Origin of the sequence: Pelagibius litoralis, assembly GCF_011683915.1 — a bacterium.
In the GTDB taxonomy this organism is placed as follows: domain Bacteria; phylum Pseudomonadota; class Alphaproteobacteria; order Kiloniellales; family Kiloniellaceae; genus Pelagibius; species Pelagibius litoralis.
On record NZ_JAAQPH010000013.1, the window covers coordinates 14,971 to 30,153 of the forward strand.

The 15,183-nt window shown below is 61.8% G+C and carries 16 protein-coding genes; 9 read left to right on the forward strand and 7 right to left on the reverse strand.

Annotation, left to right across the window (positions count from 1 at the left end; translation table 11 throughout):
• Positions 1 to 71 precede the first annotated feature (71 nt).
• On the forward strand, positions 72 to 293 hold the full coding sequence (locus HBA54_RS16665; protein ID WP_167226661.1) for a hypothetical protein: 222 nt from the start codon (positions 72 to 74) through the stop codon (positions 291 to 293).
• A 33-nt stretch (positions 294 to 326) separates the two neighbouring features.
• Here HBA54_RS16665 and HBA54_RS16670 read toward each other — a convergent pair whose 3' ends face one another.
• From HBA54_RS16670 to HBA54_RS16680, 3 genes are all read right to left on the reverse strand, one after another.
• Entirely contained in the window at positions 327 to 980 is a 654-nt protein-coding gene (locus HBA54_RS16670) for a glutathione S-transferase N-terminal domain-containing protein (protein ID WP_167226931.1), read from the reverse strand.
• A 119-nt stretch (positions 981 to 1,099) separates the two neighbouring features.
• Entirely contained in the window at positions 1,100 to 1,891 is a 792-nt protein-coding gene (locus tag HBA54_RS16675; protein WP_167226663.1) for a formate/nitrite transporter family protein, read from the reverse strand.
• Between the two features lie 106 nt (positions 1,892 to 1,997).
• Positions 1,998 to 2,693 (reverse strand): glutathione S-transferase N-terminal domain-containing protein, encoded by a 696-nt coding sequence (locus HBA54_RS16680; RefSeq protein ID WP_167226665.1) that lies wholly within the window; start codon positions 2,691 to 2,693, stop codon positions 1,998 to 2,000.
• Between the two features lie 177 nt (positions 2,694 to 2,870).
• Between HBA54_RS16680 and HBA54_RS16685 the strand changes: the two genes are divergently transcribed.
• Both HBA54_RS16685 and HBA54_RS16690 read left to right on the forward strand, forming a co-directional pair.
• A complete protein-coding gene (locus HBA54_RS16685) occupies positions 2,871 to 3,557 on the forward strand; it encodes a cupin domain-containing protein (protein ID WP_167226667.1) in 687 nt (228 codons plus the stop codon).
• A gap of 325 nt (positions 3,558 to 3,882) precedes the next feature.
• A complete protein-coding gene (locus HBA54_RS16690; RefSeq protein WP_167226669.1) occupies positions 3,883 to 5,025 on the forward strand; it encodes a DUF2336 domain-containing protein in 1,143 nt (380 codons plus the stop codon).
• Here the strand turns inward: HBA54_RS16690 and gatB are convergent.
• Genes gatB through gatC form a run of 4 tightly spaced genes read right to left on the reverse strand, consistent with a single transcriptional unit; the run spans position 5,022 to position 8,730 of the window.
• Positions 5,022 to 6,470, reverse strand: a complete 1,449-nt coding sequence (gatB, locus tag HBA54_RS16695; RefSeq protein ID WP_167226670.1) for an Asp-tRNA(Asn)/Glu-tRNA(Gln) amidotransferase subunit GatB — start codon at positions 6,468 to 6,470, stop codon at positions 5,022 to 5,024. The genes HBA54_RS16690 and gatB overlap by 4 nt on opposite strands.
• 21 nt (positions 6,471 to 6,491) lie before the next feature.
• Positions 6,492 to 6,962 (reverse strand): GNAT family N-acetyltransferase, encoded by a 471-nt coding sequence (locus HBA54_RS16700; protein ID WP_205944711.1) that lies wholly within the window; start codon positions 6,960 to 6,962, stop codon positions 6,492 to 6,494.
• 5 nt (positions 6,963 to 6,967) lie between these two features.
• Positions 6,968 to 8,443 (reverse strand): Asp-tRNA(Asn)/Glu-tRNA(Gln) amidotransferase subunit GatA, encoded by a 1,476-nt coding sequence (gatA, locus tag HBA54_RS16705; protein ID WP_167226672.1) that lies wholly within the window; start codon positions 8,441 to 8,443, stop codon positions 6,968 to 6,970.
• Complete coding sequence (gatC, locus tag HBA54_RS16710) at positions 8,443 to 8,730, reverse strand: Asp-tRNA(Asn)/Glu-tRNA(Gln) amidotransferase subunit GatC (RefSeq protein ID WP_167226674.1); 288 nt, start codon at positions 8,728 to 8,730, stop codon at positions 8,443 to 8,445. Before gatC ends, gatA begins: the two co-directional genes overlap by 1 nt.
• A 189-nt stretch (positions 8,731 to 8,919) precedes the next feature.
• Here gatC and ruvX point away from each other — a divergent pair, with 189 nt between their 5' ends.
• The 6 genes from ruvX (at position 8,920) to dprA (ending at position 15,075) form a co-directional block, all read left to right on the forward strand.
• Positions 8,920 to 9,435, forward strand: coding sequence for a Holliday junction resolvase RuvX (gene ruvX / locus HBA54_RS16715; RefSeq protein WP_167226935.1), 516 nt, complete (start codon positions 8,920 to 8,922; stop codon positions 9,433 to 9,435).
• Positions 9,436 to 9,498: 63 nt separating this feature from the next.
• On the forward strand, positions 9,499 to 10,716 hold the full coding sequence (locus HBA54_RS16720; RefSeq protein ID WP_167226676.1) for a CaiB/BaiF CoA transferase family protein: 1,218 nt from the start codon (positions 9,499 to 9,501) through the stop codon (positions 10,714 to 10,716).
• An 81-nt stretch (positions 10,717 to 10,797) separates the two neighbouring features.
• Positions 10,798 to 11,787: an aspartate carbamoyltransferase catalytic subunit gene (locus HBA54_RS16725; protein WP_167226678.1), complete on the forward strand. Its 990-nt coding sequence runs from the start codon at positions 10,798 to 10,800 to the stop codon at positions 11,785 to 11,787.
• Positions 11,778 to 13,088 (forward strand): dihydroorotase, encoded by a 1,311-nt coding sequence (gene pyrC, locus HBA54_RS16730; protein ID WP_240932730.1) that lies wholly within the window; start codon positions 11,778 to 11,780, stop codon positions 13,086 to 13,088. Before HBA54_RS16725 ends, pyrC begins: the two co-directional genes overlap by 10 nt.
• A 151-nt stretch (positions 13,089 to 13,239) precedes the next feature.
• Positions 13,240 to 13,860: a glycerol-3-phosphate 1-O-acyltransferase PlsY gene (gene plsY, locus HBA54_RS16735; RefSeq protein ID WP_167226680.1), complete on the forward strand. Its 621-nt coding sequence runs from the start codon at positions 13,240 to 13,242 to the stop codon at positions 13,858 to 13,860.
• 75 nt (positions 13,861 to 13,935) lie between these two features.
• Positions 13,936 to 15,075, forward strand: coding sequence for a DNA-processing protein DprA (dprA, locus tag HBA54_RS16740; RefSeq protein ID WP_167226682.1), 1,140 nt, complete (start codon positions 13,936 to 13,938; stop codon positions 15,073 to 15,075).
• The last annotated feature ends 108 nt before the right edge of the window (positions 15,076 to 15,183 follow it).

The following is a 15,183-nucleotide window of genomic DNA, read 5'->3' on the forward strand; positions in this document are numbered from 1 at the left end:
GCTTTACGTCCCCTTAACCGATTTGCCTAAAAAATGCCTTTGAGGCTAATCGAATCATTCAGGGGCATATCATGAATTTGTCTAAGTCTTCCGTCGAAACGCTGATCGATCTGGTCGAGATCAAGCTCAGCTGTGTTGAAGTCTACGATCGCGATGATTCCCGCGAGCTGATCAACCTGCAGCGCTGCAAAGACGAACTGGCCCGTATGATCGGGCGCGCCGAGACAGCACCGGCAGAGCTCATTGCCATCAGGCAAAGAGGCCGCCGCCGCGGCCGCCGCCCTTCCGCCTGACTCAGAGGATCAAAACGTTCACCGTAATGACCTTCATGCGGGAACCGCCATTCCTCTGGCCACGGCCGGTCGCGCCCCGATGGCGTCGTACCATCGCTTCACATTGGTGAAATCTTCCAGGGCAACCCCCTGCCACTCATGCCGCGCCGCCCAGGGATAGGTGGCGATATCGGCGACCGAGTAATCGCCGGCCAGATACTCTGCGTCACCGAGGCGCTGATCCAAAACGCCATAGAGCCTCTTTGTCTCATTCGTGTAGCGGTCCACCGCATAGGGAATCTGCTCTGGCGCGAAGCGGCGGAAGTGATGGGCCTGGCCCAGCATCGGCCCGAAACCACCCATCTGCCACATCAGCCATTGCATTGTCGTATGCCGCTCCCGCGGATCGGATGGCATCAACCGTCCGGTCTTTTCGGCCAGGTAAAGCAGGATAGCACCGGTCTCGAACAGGGAGATTGACTGACCGTCCGGCCCGTCAGGATCCACAATGGCGGGAATCTTATTGTTGGGGCTGATCTTCAGGAAATCGGGCGCGAACTGCTCGTCTTTGCCGATGTTGATCGAATGCGCGCTATAGGCCAGATCCAGCTCCTCCAGAGCGATTGAGATCTTCCTGCCGTTCGGCGTACCCCAGGTGTAGAGGTCGATGGTCACGTCCCAGTTCTCCTGTATTTGAATAGTCCCCATAGAGGTGCCCACGACCGCCTTCCGGCTTTTCATCCAGACCTGCCCCAGGGGCAATATCCGGTCGCAGCTCTCAAACTTCCAGCGCTAACTGAACCTTCTGCCCGGCGTTTTTTCTTCATTCACCCCTTTCGGCGATAGGCAAGCCAGTAGGTCAGGGCTACGCCGCCCGCGCCGCCGACAATGTTGCCCAGCGTAACGGCCGACAGGTTCAGCCAGAAACCGGCCAGCGCTGCGTCAGCACCTGCAAGCATTCCTGCCGGGATCAGATACATATTGGCGACCGAGTGCTCAAAGCCGAGGGCCACAAAGGCCGTGATCGGCCAGAGGATGGCAAGAACCTTCCCGGCAACACTCCGCGCCGCGAAAGTCAGCCAGACCGCCAGGCAAACCAGCGCGTTGCAGAGAACACCGCGAAAAAACGCCTCGTCCAGCGGCAAGCCCGTCTTGGCCATTGCTATCTCGGCGGCAAGCATGCCGCTTGGCCCTGACAATGACCCTGAGGCCGACATCAACAGCGCCAGGGCAACTGCGCCGACGAAATTACCCAGGTATATGACACCCCATGCCCGTAGCATGGCGGCAAGGGTGATACGCCGGTCGACCCAGGCCATCACCATCAAAACATCGCCGGTGAAGAGCTCCGCGCCTCCCACGACCACAAGGATCAACCCCAGTGAAAAGGCTACACCGCCCAGCACGCGGGCCGGTCCGTAGCCGACATCCACCCCCGTCATTACGAGCGTATAGAAAGCCCCACCGATACCGATAAAAACGCCGGCCAGGATACTGAGCGTGAGCAGCTGCGCGACGGAGAGGCGTGTTTTACCCACGCCGGCCCGCTCTATGCGCCGCGCGATTTCACTGGGCTTGTAGGCGTCTATACCGGTGGGATCCGGCAGATCTGAAGGCATGATCAGGCCCCCCCGCTGGCGAATTAACGCGTGTCAGTTTAGAGCGCGTCGATCATGTCTCCATGTTCCACATCAATCGGGCCCGACCGGGGTCAACCAACCGACACTATCTCTTCGCGTACTGGGTTGCGCCGAAGAGGATTTCTTTCGCTTTTGCATCGAAGCCCTCGGTCCGCTGCTGGGCCAGAACCTCGACACCGCGTTTTACCGCCGGGCGCTCGGCGATCTCATCGAACCAACGCTGAAAATTTGGAAAATCATTGCGCTCAACACCCTGCCGATCCGGAAAACGGGTCCAGGGCCAGGCCGCGATGTCCGCTATCGAATACGCGTCGCCGCCCAGGAAGCGCGCCTCGCCGAGACGCCTGTCGAGTACGCCATAGAGGCGGTTTGCCTCGTTGGTGTAGCGGTTGTAGGCATATTCGATGTGCTCTGGCGCATAGCCGCGAAAGTGGTGCGCCTGCCCCAGCATCGGCCCAAGGCCGCCCATCTGCCACATCAGCCACTGCAGGGTAACGACGCGGTCGCGCGGGTCGTCGGAAAGGAATTTCCCGTGTTTCTCGGCGAGATAGATCAGGATCGCACCGCTCTCGAATACAGAGATCGGCTGGCCGCCAGGCCCTTGCGGATCGACGATGGCCGGCATCTTGTTGTTGGGGCTGATCTTCAGAAACGCCGGGTCGAATTGGTCGCCGGCGCCGATGTTGATCGCATGTACGTTATAGGAGAGCCCCAGCTCTTCCAGTAGGATGTGTACTTTGTGTCCGTTTGGTGTTGCCCAGGAATAGAGCTCGATAGTCATGACCTTCTCCCTTGCCCCATAAGGAAGCAGTACCCGCTTCAGGGTCCGCCGGCGGCACCCCTGCCGCAGTAAGTTCAAGACATGCGGTCAAGCATTAACGATTGCAAGAGCGAAGATCGATCTTGCCGCAGCGCGGCTTTGTACCTACCTAGAGATAGAGAGACAACGGAGAGAAGCATGCCCGATAGCCTGAATGCCGATTTCAGCCGCCCGGCAGCCATGGATACGGCGATGATGGACTGGCAGGCCAGTCCGAGCCCGACGGTATGGCGCAAGCGCCTGGATCTGCTGGACGGCGAATTCAGCAGGGTCACCTCCGTCGTGCGCTACGATCCGGATTCAGACTTTCACTCTCACGACCATCCGCAGGGCGAGGAAATCCTGGTGCTGGAGGGCACCTTCTCCGACGAGCATGGGAACTATCCTGCCGGTACCTTCCTTCTGAACCCCCAGGGCTTCCGCCACGCGCCCTTTTCCAAGGATGGCTGCGTCCTCTTCGTGAAGCTGTGTCAGTTCGCCGGCGAAGGCCGCGACCACGTGGTGGTCCACTCCAGAAGCGCCGACTGGCAGGCCGCGGCCCCCGGCGTGGAACGTCTCTCGCTCTATGAGGATGCCGCCTATCCTGAAGATATCATGCTGTTGCGCCTCGCCCCCGGCGCGAGTCTGCCGGCAACACTGATCAACACCGCCGCAGCACCTCAAGGACTGGAAATCTTCGTGACTTCAGGCCGTCTTACCGACGGCCGCGAACGCTACGGCAGTGGCGCCTGGCTGCGCGAGCCATCCGGTTTTACCAGCGAACTAACCGCCCAGACCGAGACGACGCTCTATCTGAAGCGCAATCATCTGTCGGTGAAAACCTGACCCTGCTTGCCAGCGCGCCCTGATCGACCCTTCCCGGTTCCGACCTGCCTTCTTCCCGCCCCCAAGCTCCGACACCCTCCTGTAACGGCCCAACGGACTGTCGCGCTGCGCACCGCCGCTTCGCGTCAAGTGGCGGTCAAAGCAGCACATTCATGTTCAATCTGCACCTATGGATTTGATGCGTCGCTTGGATGCAGGGCATTTTCGTCAAATACAGGATAAAATAGATACAATATAGATTTAAATCAAAATCAATAAAAATTGACAGATATAAGTATTTTGATTATATTTTTTGGAAATATTTGAGTAATCATACAAGGCTGCAATGATGCAACTCTCGACAGCGATAGACGAGAGACCCGCGGCACCGGCTGCCAGGCTCTCTGACGCACTGACCTCGCCAACCTATGGGGAACCGGCCGTCGAAACCGCTGACCGTGTGGGCAGGGCTTTCGCCGCCGGCCACCTGAGCGAGGATGAGCGTCTTGCCGCGGTTGAAACCTTTGAGCGCCTGGCCCGCAACGAGGAAGTAGAGGTGCGGCTGGCGTTGGCGGAGCACATCAAAGGTTGTCCTTTCCTGCCCCACAACATCGCCCGCATACTGGCAGACGATATAGAGGCGGTCGCAGTGCCCGTCCTGAAGACGTCCATCGTCCTGACCGATGAAGACCTTCTTTCGATCATCGAAAATGGCAACACCGCCAAACAACGCGCCGTCGCCGGGCGGTCAACCGTCAGCGAGACTGTCGCCGATGCCCTGATCGATACCGGGGATAAGCAGGTCGTTGGCACGCTGCTCTCCAACGAAGGGGCGGCGATTTCCGGAGAGTCCCTTCACAACGTAATCGACAGCTATGGAGAGGAAACGGAGATCCAGACGCTGATGGTTGAGCGGCAAGCCTTGCCGATTACGGTAAAGGAACGCCTCGTCACCATGGTTTCCGGCGATTTGAGGGACCGGTTGATCGGCCGGCATGGTTTCCCCACGGTTCTTGTCGACAGGCTGATCCGGCATGGCAAGGAGCGCGCGCTTATCCAGTCATTGTCAGCAACAACTTCGATCGATGAGATCGAAGCCGCGGCCATGAGACTCTTTCTGAACGGCGGGCTGACATCGACACTACTGATAAGGTCGCTTTGCGTCGGCAGGCTGGATATTTTCGAGATCTGCATCGCAACGCTGGCCCGGGTGCCGGCCGCCCAGGCGCAACGCGTCATCGCCAAACCCAACTCTTCGACGTGCCAGGAACTGTTCGAGAGATCCGGCATCCCGGCACAGCTCTTCTCTGCGTTCCGGATCGCGCTTGATGTCGTTGTGAACGCCGAACGCCAACCGGCCGCAGGATGGAAAAAAGTCGACGAGAAAAAGATCATCGACCGCTGGGTCAACAACTACGACCGCCTGAGCCCGGAGAACCTTGAAAGCGTCCTCTGCCAACTCGGCCGCCTGGAAGGCGATAAAGCCTAACCCAGCTTGCTGCGCAGAACCTGGTTGACCATACCGGGGTTGGCTTTGCCCTGGGTCGCTTTCATCACCTGGCCGACGAACCAACCCAGGATCTTTTCGTTGCCGCCCTTGAACTGTTCGACCTGCTTGGGGTTGTTGGCAATGATGTCCTCGACCAGGCTTTCGATCTCCGAACTGTCGGAAATCTGCTTCATGCCTTTGGCTTCGACGATGGCACCGGCGTCCTGGCCGCTCTCCCACATCTCTTCGAAAACCTCCTTGGCGATCCGGCCGGAAATGGTGCTGTCGGCAATGAGATCCAGCAGGCCGCCCAGCTTCGCCCCATCGATCGGTGCGGTATCCAGGTTGGCGCCGCTCTTGTTCAAGGCACCGAAGTAGTCGCCGATGACCCAGTTGGCCGCCAGCTTGGCGTCGCGCGCCTCAGCCACGGTTTCGAAGAAGGCTGCCGTGTCACGATCGGCCACCAGCACGCCGGCATCATAGGCTGACAATCCAAGAGTCTCGATAAAACGCGCCTTCTTGGCGTCGGGCAGTTCGGGCAGGCCACCCTTGATCTCCTCGACCCAAGCCGCATCCAGTTCCAGCGGCAGCAGATCAGGATCGGGGAAATAACGATAGTCATGCGCTTCTTCCTTGGAGCGCATGGAGCGCGACTTGCCGGTCATGCCGTCAAACAGCCGGGTCTCCTGCCTGATCTCGCCGCCCTCTTCCAGCACCTCGACCTGACGCCGCGCCTCCATCTCGATGGCCTGCTGCACGAAGCGGATGGAGTTCACATTCTTGGTTTCGGTCCGCGTGCCGAAGGGCTCACCGGGCCGGCGCATGGAAAGATTCACGTCAGCACGCATGGAACCCTCGTCCATATTGCCGTCGCAGGTACCGAGATAGCGCAGGATCGTGCGCAGCTTGCGCAGATAAGCCCCCGCTTCTTCCGCCGAGCGCATGTCCGGCTTGGAGACGATCTCCATCAGCGTGACACCGGAGCGGTTGAGATCGATGTAGGACTGCGTCGGATGCTGGTCATGGATCGACTTGCCGGCGTCCTGCTCCAGATGCAGGCGCTCGATGCCCACTTCGCGCGTCTCACCGTCCTCAAGATCCAGGACGATGGTTCCCTCACCCACGATGGGATGCAGGTACTGGGAAATCTGATACCCCTGTGGCAGGTCAGCATAGAAGTAATTCTTGCGCTCGAACACAGAGGTCAGATTGATCTGGGCATTGAGCCCCAGGCCGGTGCGCACCGCCTGTTCCACCGCCACCTTGTTCAGTACCGGCAGCATACCCGGCATGGCCGCGTCGACCAGGGAAACCTGGCTGTTGGGCTCCGCCCCGAACGCCGTCGAAGCGCCGGAAAACAGCTTCGAGTGGCTGATCACCTGGGCATGGACCTCCAGCCCGATCACCATCTCCCACTCACCCGTCTTGCCTTGAATCACTGCCATATTCGTTCTCCGCTTCGAAGCCTAGAGGCTCCGTTCGTAAATCACCCGCCCGGTGTCGGTGAAACCCCGCGCTTTGTACCAGGGCGCCAGCTTGTCATCGGCTTGGCCATGGGGCGTCAGGACGATTTCCATATCCGAACATCCATTGGCCCTCGCCCAGTCCGCCGCTGCCTCAACCAGCATCGAGGCAACGCCCCGCCCGCGCCAATCAGGGTGGACAAAGAGGTCTTCCAACTCCGCATAGAGGCCAACCTCCAGACCAAAGGAAGAACTGGTCGCCGCAGCGCCCACCGCCCGCTCATCCAGCAACGCAATAAAAGCCGCCGTATCCTCCCGCTGCAGGATCTGGCGCAGGTTCCCGGCCACGCCGGGCACCGCCGCCTCGAAACCTTCCTCACGGTAGAAACGCTCGAAGAGCGGCAGCAGCCGATCAAAGTCGGCCGTCGCGGCCTGCCGGATCAAAAGATTCCCCGACTTCATCCCGTCAGCCATGCCTCTTAAGCCGCCAGGAAGCCCGGCAGCGCATCGAAGCCCGCTGCCGTTTCCAGCGCCCCGGCCACCTTGAACAGGGTTTCCTCATCGAAGGCCTTGCCCAGGACCTGCAGACCCAGCGGCAGCCCGTCCTTCGACAGCCCGGCCGGGATCGAAATTCCCGGCAGCCCGGCGAGAGAAGCCGGCACCGTAAAGACATCGTTCAGATACATGGCGATGGGGTCATCCATCTTGTCGCCAAGACCGAAGGCAGGCGACGGCGCGGTCGGCGTCAGGATGGCATCCACGCTCTCATAGGCCTGGGCGAAATCCCGGGCGATCAGGCTGCGCACACGGCGCGCCTTGTTGTAGTAGGCATCGTAATATCCGGCGGAAAGCACATAGGTGCCGATCAGCACCCGGCGCTTCACCTCGGCACCAAAGCCCTTGCCGCGGGTCGCTTCGTACATCTCGTCCAGGCTCTCGCCCGGCTCGCGCAGGCCGTAACGCACGCCGTCGTAGCGCGCCAGGTTGGACGACGCCTCCGCCGGCGCGATGATGTAGTACGTCGGCAAGGCGTAGTGGGTGTGCGGCAGGGAGATTTCGACAGTCTCGGCGCCGGCTTCCTCCAGCCACTTGATGCCCTGCTGCCAAAGCGCTTCGATCTCGTCGGGCATGCCGTCGAGGCGATATTCCTTGGGAATACCGATCTTCATGCCCCGGATGTCACCGGTCATCGCGGCTTCATAATTCGGCACCGGCGCATCCACCGAGGTCGAGTCCTTCGGGTCATAGCTCGCCATGGCCCGCAGCATGATCGCCGTGTCCTGAACCGTCCGCGCCATCGGCCCGGGCTGATCCAGCGAAGAGGCAAAGGCCACGACACCCCAGCGCGAGCAGCGGCCATAGGTCGGCTTCATCCCGACGATGCCGCAGAAGGCCGCGGGCTGACGGATCGAGCCGCCGGTATCGGTGCCCGTCGCCCCCAGGGCACAGCGCGCCGCCACGGCAGAGGCCGAACCGCCGGAGGAGCCGCCGGGCACCAGCGGCCGATTATCCCCGGCCCGGCGCCAGGGATTCTCCACCCCGCCATAGAAGCTTGTCATGTTGGAGGAACCCATGGCGAACTCGTCCAGATTGGTCTTGCCGAGCATCACCGCCCCGGCATTCCAGAGGTTGCCGCTAACGGTCGATTCATAGGTCGGATGAAAGCCATCCAGAATGTGGGAGCCCGCCGTGGTCAGCACGCCTTCGGTACAGAACAGGTCCTTCATACCGATCGGCAGGCCCTCCAGCAGGCCCGCCTCGCCGGCTGCCCGGCGCTTGTCCGATGCTTCGGCCATCGCCAGCGCCTTTTCCGGCGTCTCGGTAATGAACGCGTTCAGCGGCCGCGCCGCTTCGACCGCGGCAACATGGGCCTCGGTCAGTTCCCGAGCCGACGTTTCGCCCTTTTCAAGCAGGTCGCGGGCGCCTGCGATCGTCAGGTTGGTCAGTTCGCTCATCACTCGACCACCTTCGGCACCGCGTAGAAACCATGGGCGGCTTCCGGCGCATTGGCCGTCACCTTATCCGGGTAACCGCCGTCGGTGACTGCATCCTCACGCAGCGGCAGGGTCATGGAAACCACCGAGGTCATCGGCTCGACACCTTCGGTATCCAGTTCCGAGAGCTGCTCGATCCAGCCCAGAATGTTGGAAAGCTCGCCGGCCAGGGCTTCGCCCTGAGCCTCATCAAGGCGAATGCGCGCCAAACTCGCGATCTTCGCGACGGTATTTTTGTCGACCGACATCGGCCAGCACCCTCATTTCGGAAGGCCCCACCCCCAATCAGCCACCGGCACTGGCCAGCGCGGCAAAACAAGGGTACAGGGCGTTGAAAAACCGCCGGAACCTAGCACCCGCCCCCTTCCCCCGCAAGGTCGCGCCGCCAGGATTTCGCCTGCCTTGCCGGGCCTTCCCAGCCTGCCTATAACCTGATGATGATAGAAACAGCAGTTGTCGATCTGCCAGAAAAGCTCGCCCGCGGCCAGCGGCTCCTGGGAATCGATCCCGGCAGCAAGACCCTCGGCCTGGCGATCTCCGACTCGGCCCTGAAGATTGCCTCGCCGCTGGACACCATAAGACGGGCCAAATTCGCCCAGGACGCCGCCCATTTAGCCGAGATCTGCAGCGAGCGCCGGGTCGGCGGACTGGTCATCGGCCTGCCGGTGAATATGGACGGCAGCGAAGGGCCGCGCTGCCAGTCGGTCCGTCAATTCGCCCGCAACCTCTCGGAAAAGGCCGGCTTTCACATGGCCATCGCATTCTGGGACGAGCGGCTTTCCACCGCGGCCGTGCAGCGCTTTCTGATCGACGAGGCCGATATGACCCGCAAACGCCGTTCGGAAGTCGTCGATAAAATGGCGGCTGCCTATATCCTGCAAGGGGCCCTCGACGCCATCGCCAGCCATGCCGCAAACTCTGATCGCCCCGCACAAAACGACGGCATTTCTTGACCCTGGCCAAGCGGAACGTCACAAACAGGCTGTCGTATTCTGCCTGCCGAGGACATTCGCCGCATGACCGCACCTCTTTCCGGACTGCGGGTTTTTGATCTGACCCGCATTCTGGCCGGCCCCACCTGTACCCAACTGCTGGGCGATCTGGGCGCCGACGTCATCAAGATCGAACGCCCAGGACAGGGCGACGATACGCGCAAGTGGGGCCCTCCCTTCGTCCCGGGACCGGACGGCGGCGATACCACTGAAAGCGCCTACTACCTTTCGGCCAATCGTAACAAACGATCAGTCTCTATCGACATCTCAAAGCCGGAGGGACAGGCCCTGGCCAAACGCCTGATCGGCTTTTGCGACATCCTGGTGGAGAACTTCAAGGTCGGGAACCTGGCCCGCTACGGCCTCGGCTATGACGACCTGAAAGCATCCAACCCAGGCCTCATCTACTGCTCGATTACGGGTTTCGGTCAGACCGGCCCCTATGCATCGCGGGCCGGCTATGACTATCTGGCCCAGGGCATGGGGGGCATGATGAGCCTCACCGGAGAGGCCGACGGCGAACCCGTCAAGGTCGGCATCGGCATCGCCGACATCATGTGCGGCATGTACGCCAGTTCGGCAATCCTCGCCGCCCTGCACCATCGCGGGATGACCGGGCTTGGCCAGCACATCGATCTCGGTCTGCTGGATACCCAGGTCGCCTGGCTCTCCTACGAGGGATCGAATTACCTCACCTCCGGAGAGGTCCCCAAGCGCCAAGGCAACGAGCACCCCAACATTGTCCCTTATAAGGTGATGCCCTGTGCCGACGGGCATGTGATCATTGCCGTGGGCAACGATGCCCAGTTCGCCCGCTTCTGCGCCTTTGCCGGCTGTCCGGAACTGGCCGAGGACGAGCGCTTCCTGACCAACGCCTCCCGGGTCCGCAATCGTGAGGCGCTCTATGCCCTCTTGCCGGACATCACCCGGCAAAAGCCTCAGAAGGCCTGGGTCGAGGGCCTCGCGGAACTCGGCGTCCCCTCTGGCCCGGTCAACACAGTGGATCAGGTCTTTGCCGACCCACAGGTTCTGGCCCGGGATATGAAGATCTCCATGCCCTATGCCGGTAGCGCAAAAGCCGAGGTCGATCTGATCGGCAATCCCATCAAGTTCTCCGAAACGCCCGTGGACTATCGATTCGCCCCCCCGCGCGCCGGACAGGATAGCGACTCCGTCTTTGAGGAACTGCTTGATATCGGTCCCGAAGAGCGCGCCCGACTGCGTGGAAAAGGCGTCATTTGACGGCTGGAGGGACACCCTGTCGCAAACTCCTGAACACCGCGGCTTGCCCAACAAACAAGGGGATGCCATAAGACCGCTTTAATGACTTCGGCACAAAGAACGGCAGCCCCTGGCGGCTATCGGCACCGGCACCTCCTCGGGATAGAGGGGCTGACGGCTCCAGAGATTATTTCCCTCCTTGACCTTTCAGACGGCTACGTCGATCTGAATCGCGGCAGCGACAAGAAAAAAGACCTGCTGGTCGGTCGGACTGTAATCAATCTTTTCTTCGAAAATTCAACACGTACCCGGACATCCTTCGAGCTTGCCGCAAAGCGCCTGGGCGCCGATGTTATCAACATGTCGGTGGCTTGGTCGTCGATCAAGAAAGGGGAAACCCTGCTCGACACGGCGATGACCCTGAACGCCATGCACCCCGATGTCCTGGTGGTCCGGCATCCGGATTCCGGGGCCGTCCAATTGCTCGCTGAAAAGGTCAACTGCGCGGTGATCAATGGCGGCGACGGCAGCCACGAACATCCAACGCAGGCGTTGCTTGACGCCCTGACCATCCGGCGGCGCCTCGGCACCTTGGAGGGCCTCCTGGTCGCAATTTGCGGCGACATAACCCACAGCCGGGTCGCCCGCTCCAACATTCACCTGCTCAACACCCTCGGCGCCCGGGTCCGCTTGATCGCCCCCCCGACCCTGATGCCGGGCAAGGTCGAGCGCATGGGCGTGGAGACCTTTCACGACATGCGCAAGGGCCTCAAAGGTTGCGATATCGTCATGATGTTGCGGCTCCAGACTGAGCGCATGCAGGGCAGCTACGTACCCTCGACGCGGGAGTACTATCACTTCTTCGGGCTCAATCAGGATAAGCTACAGGCCGCCAAGCCGAACGCCCTGATCATGCATCCCGGCCCCATGAACCGCGGGGTCGAAATCGACAGCGATCTCGCCGACGACATCAACCGTTCGGTCATCCGCGAACAGGTGGAAATGGGGGTTGCCGTGCGCATGGCCTGTCTTGAGACCCTGAACAGCAACCTCATGGCAGCCCGCCTCATGCAGGAGCAAGCATGCCAATGACGCCTCTGCCCGCAAAACACCGCACCGCCTACATCAACGCCAGACTGCTGGACCCGGCCTCCGGCCTCGACACGCCCGGCGCCCTGCTGGCCGAGGATGGCCGCATCAGCGACCTTGGCCCCGGGCTTTTTGCCGAAGGCGTCCCTTCGGGCGTCCAGACAGTGGATTGTGCCGGTGCCTGCCTTGCCCCCGGCCTCGTCGACATGCGCGTCAACATCCGCGAGCCTGGTGAAGAGCAGAAGGAAACCATGAACAGCGCGGGCCGCGCCGCCGCTGCCGGCGGTGTGACGTCCATGGTTGCCCTGCCCAACACCGACCCGGTTATCGATGACGTAGCCGGGGTGGAATACATCGCGCGCCGCGCCCGCGAGGAAAAACGGGTCAAGGTTTACACCTATGCCGCCGTCACCAGGGGCACCGCGGGCCAGGAGCTGACCGAGTTGGGCTTGCTGGGCGAGTCCGGAGCCGTCGCCTTCACCGATGGCACCAAGGCCATCGCCTCGGCCCAGGTGATGCGCCGCGCCCTCTCCTACGCAAAGACCTTCGGTCACCTGATCGTCCAACACCCGGAAGAGCCCAGCCTTGCGGGCGGCGCCATGAACAGCGGCGAGATGGCCACCCGGCTGAGCCTGCCGAGCATTCCCTGGGTGGCCGAGGTCATGATGATCGAACGGGACCTGCGTCTGGTCGAATTGACCGGCGGCCGCTACCACGTGGCGCATGTCTCAACCGCTGCCGCGGTCGACGCCATCCGCTCGGCCAAAGCCCGCGGCCTGGATGTGACCTGCGACACCGCCCCGCACTATCTCATCCTCAACGAGCTCGCGGTCGCCGACTACCGGACCTTCGCCAAAGTCTCGCCGCCCCTGCGCAGCGAGGATGATCGTTGCGCCGTGGTCGAGGGACTGATCGATGGTACGATCGACGCCATCGCCAGCGACCACAGTCCGCACGACCAGGAATCCAAACGGGTTCCCTTCGCGATCGCCGAGCCCGGCATCGTTGGCTTGGAAACCCTGCTGCCCTTGTCACTGCAACTCTATCATTCGGAAAAAATAGAACTGCTCGATCTGCTCGCCCGCCTCACGGCCAAGCCGGCAGCAATCCTCGGCCTGGAAGGCGGGCAATTGATCAAGGGAGGACCGGCCGACCTACTCATTTTCGACCTCAACCGTGCCGGAAGAATCGACCCAGAAACCTTTGAAAGCAAATCCAAAAATACACCCTTCGAAGGTATGCCGGTTCAAGGGCGCGTGCGGCGCACGGTGGTCGACGGGCGCACCCTCTTCGATGCCGCCTAGAGCAGATCCTGGTCGGATGGAATCGCCAGAGGCGATCCATCGACTAGGTGAATCCGCTCTAATTGTTTGATGTCGATCGGATTCACATGTTTTGTCGAAGCCACAAAGTGGTTTCGACAAAACATGATCCGATCTAGGAAAGCATCCCGCGATGCCTGATCCGATATCCTGGGAATTCGCCTGGCCTTATCTGGCAGCGGCTCTGGCCGGCGGTTACCTCCTCGGCGCTCTGCCGTTTGGTCTGATCCTCACGCGGCTGGCCGGGCTCGGCGATGTACGCAACATTGGCTCCGGCAACATCGGCGCCACCAATGTGCTGCGCACGGGACGCAAAGGCCTGGCTGCCGCCACCCTTCTGCTCGACGCCGGCAAAGGGGCGGCAGCCGTGTTCATCGCCCAACTTTGGGGCCCGGATATGGCGTTGACCGCAGCGTTCGGTGCGGTGGTCGGTCACCTCTTTCCGGTCTGGCTCGGCTTCAAAGGTGGCAAAGGGGTCGCCACGACCCTGGGGGTCTTCCTCGCCCTCTCGTTCCCGCTGGGCGCCCTTTGCTGCGGCCTTTGGCTGCTGGTCGCGCTGCTGTTGCGCACCTCTTCGCTCGCGTCATTGACGTCGGTGGCCGCAGCGCCGCTCCTCGGCTGGTTCCTGCTGGCCGATCTGCAAATGGTTCAGCTGACGGGCGCCGTCGCTCTCCTCGTCTGGTGGCGGCACCACCCCAACATCCGTCGCCTTCTCAAAGGCGAAGAACCCCGGATCGGCAGCAAGACGGAGTAATCAGCAACCGCGAGCTGCCGTGCGCACAAGCGGAAAACCTTGACCTTTTCCGCCACGCGTGACGATTTTAGCGCGATGCAGACACAACACGCTAAACCTTTGGGCGATGCGGAACGCCTCGACTGGCTGCGGCTTATTCGGTCCGAGAATGTCGGGCCCATCGTCTTCAAGCAGCTCCTGCAGCGCTTTCGAACACCCGCCGCCGCGCTTGAGGCGCTGCCCAGTCTGGCCGGTCGGGGCGGGGCCAAACGACGGATTCGCGTCTGTACAAAAGAAGTGGCTGAATCGGAACTGGCGGCATCGCGGAAGGCGGGGGTGCAATTGCTTGCCCTGCCGGAGCCCGGTTACCCGCCCCTGCTGAGGGATCTGGAGGATGCCCCGCCGTTGTTGGCCGTTCTCGGTGATCCGACGGCATTGACTTTGCCAAGCGTCGGCATCGTTGGCGCGCGCAATGCCTCGGCGAACGGTCGCCGGTTTGCCGAAGGCCTCGCCCGCGAAATCTCAGAGGCCGGCTTCGTTGTGGCTTCCGGCATGGCCCGCGGCATCGACACGGCCGCCCATCGCGGCTGCCTGCCCCGCCCCAGCATCGCGGTCCTGGCCGGCGGCGTCGATATCGTCTATCCACCGGAGAACAAAGAGCTTCATAAGAATCTGCAGCAGGCAGGCGCCGTTATCTCAGAGATCCCGCTCGGCATCACGCCGCAGGCGCGGCACTTCCCGCGTCGCAACCGGCTTATCTCCGGTCTTTGCCTCGGGGTGGTCATCGTCGAAGCGGCGCGTCGGTCCGGTTCGCTCATCACCGCCCGCTTCGCCGCGGAACAGGGACGTGACGTTTTCGCCGTTCCCGGCTCGCCCCTCGACCCGCGCGCATCCGGTTGTAACCATCTCATCCGTGAAGGGGCTACCTTGGTCGAGTCCGCCAGCCAGGTCCTGGAAGACCTCGGCAGATTCCGGCGACAACAGCTTGCAACGCCGGAGCCGACCTTGGACGACGCCCCGGCCCCAGCGCAACCGGGCAGCGAGCGCGAACACCATAATCTTGAAGATCTGCTCAGCGCCGAACCTTTGATGGTGGACGAATTGGTCCGTCGCTCCGGCCTGCCGATTGCCGCCGTTCACAACGCGCTGCTGGACCTGGAACTGGCTGGAAGGATCGAGCGTCATCCGGGAAACCGTGTTGCGCGGCTTTACAAAGCACCCGCGGACCCATTATGACGACGGGCCTTATTCACCGGTCGGCGCCGCGTGACACCTTGGTGGCATATCCACCGCGCCGGACCCACGTTAGGAAGATCGTAAAGAACTGTCCGAATTATCCAGCCA